A 1,838-nucleotide genomic window follows, 5' to 3' on the forward strand; every position below is an offset into this window, starting at 1 on the left:
CCCTACACATTACGATGGTTCTAAAGGAACCACTGTTTACTATAGTGTAGACGGTGAACCGGAAAAATCTATAGATATTACCCAAACAGAGCAAGAAATTACAATTGATATACCAGACGATTTAATTTACGATCCAGAAGAAACATTAACTGTTTCTTTACATCCTGGAGCCTATATTCTTGACACTGATAACCAGTCAGCAACTGTCACCATTGAAGATAACGAACCTGTATTTTCCATTGAAAAAGTAAAAAACGGTACAGAAAAAGAACAAAATCCTCAATTTCGTATTACTCAAGAAAATCCAGAAACAAATCCTAACAAGAGCTATTCTGTAGAATACACAATTGATCATAAAGACTCTAACAACAGCGATTTTTTAAATTTAATAAGCGGTTTAAATTTAATTTCTAGTGATACTGTTAATTTCCCTGGGAGTGAAGGTAGCAAAATCTATGATGTTGAGTTAAAAGACGATAATTTAGTTGAGTCCCAAGAAGAATTTGATATCAAGCTTGTCGAAGAAGGCAGTTATGGTGTAAAACAAGAAACCGCCGAAGGATTTATTCTTAAAGATAATGAACCTCGCCTAAACATAACCAAAGAAAAAGACTCCCTTGCTGAAGGTGAAGACAATAATGTTAAACATATTTTCACTATTGATTTTCAGGATGCAGAGGGTGAAGCACAGCCAGCTCCTCAAGAATTCGATCTAAACCTAACAATTGGTGGAGATGCAGTTCGAGGCAGTTTTGCCGATACGCAAAAGGGATCGGATTACAAGCTATTTTACACAATTGTCAAAGACGATGGAGATCAGAATCAAAAAGCATTTGCAGATCCCGAAAGCGGCAAAAATACTTATAAACTCAAGGTTCCTGCAGAGACTACCAAAATCAAACTTCAAGTAGAAGATATTAACGACGAGCTCTTTGAAACAGACGAAACCATTCAAGTTACATTAGAGGAAAGTGACGAAACAACCAACTCGCAAACGAAAATTTATAAGCTTCTGAATCAGAAAACAGCCACTGCTAAACTTAAAGACAACGAACCCACGGTCAGTTTGGGAGAAGTTGTTAACCCTACAGAAGGATTTGGTTTTGGTAGCACCATTGCTGGACTGGAAGATGCGATCGTATTTGAAAACCAGCAATCGATTTCCGTTCCTGCCAACGACAATCTCAACCTAGCCCAAACCGGCGAATTTACCCAAGAAGCTTGGATTTTTCCCAACGTTAGCGATAAAGGGCAACACGGAATTTTAGGTTCTTCCACAGAAGATAAACAAGCCTATCCCAGCATTTCTATTATCAACGAAACCTCAGTCAAAATCGGTTTTGGAGATGGAGACAACTGGAACAGTAAAACCGTAGAAGACGTTATCAATCCCAACGCCTGGAACCACGTTGCCACCACCTTCGACGGTACTGATTACAAACTATACGTCAACGCCGTAGAAGTTTTCTCTACCTCTGATTTCGCCAATAAATTGCCAGCAGCAACCAAACAGTTAGAAATTGGTAAAGCAGGCAATAGCTACTTTGAAGGAGCCATAGATGAAGTTCGGATTTGGGATACGGCTCGTAATGCCAGTCAAATCCAAAGCCTTATGACTTCCCAACTGGAAGGTCAAGAAGAAGGTTTGGTGGGATATTGGAATTTCAATGGCAAGTTTAATGGCGCGGAAGAGATCGCAAACTATAGTGGTGTTTTTCCTTTAGGACAGGGGTGGCTCAGTCAATACTATAACTATAATAACTTTGAAGAAGGGAGCAACTACGATCCTGATTTTACTCGGCTTGATTCGAGCGTTAGTGAAGATTGGAAATTGGGTA

Annotated in this window: 1 protein-coding gene; it reads left to right on the forward strand. The window is 39.3% G+C overall.

The window, feature by feature from the left end:
• Positions 1-1,838, forward strand: a 1,838-nt coding sequence (locus AS151_RS19255) for a LamG domain-containing protein (protein ID WP_139240794.1), incomplete at both ends; no start/stop codon positions are given.

This window comes from Geitlerinema sp. PCC 9228 (genome assembly GCF_001870905.1).
Lineage (GTDB): Bacteria > Cyanobacteriota > Cyanobacteriia > Cyanobacteriales > PCC-9228 > PCC-9228.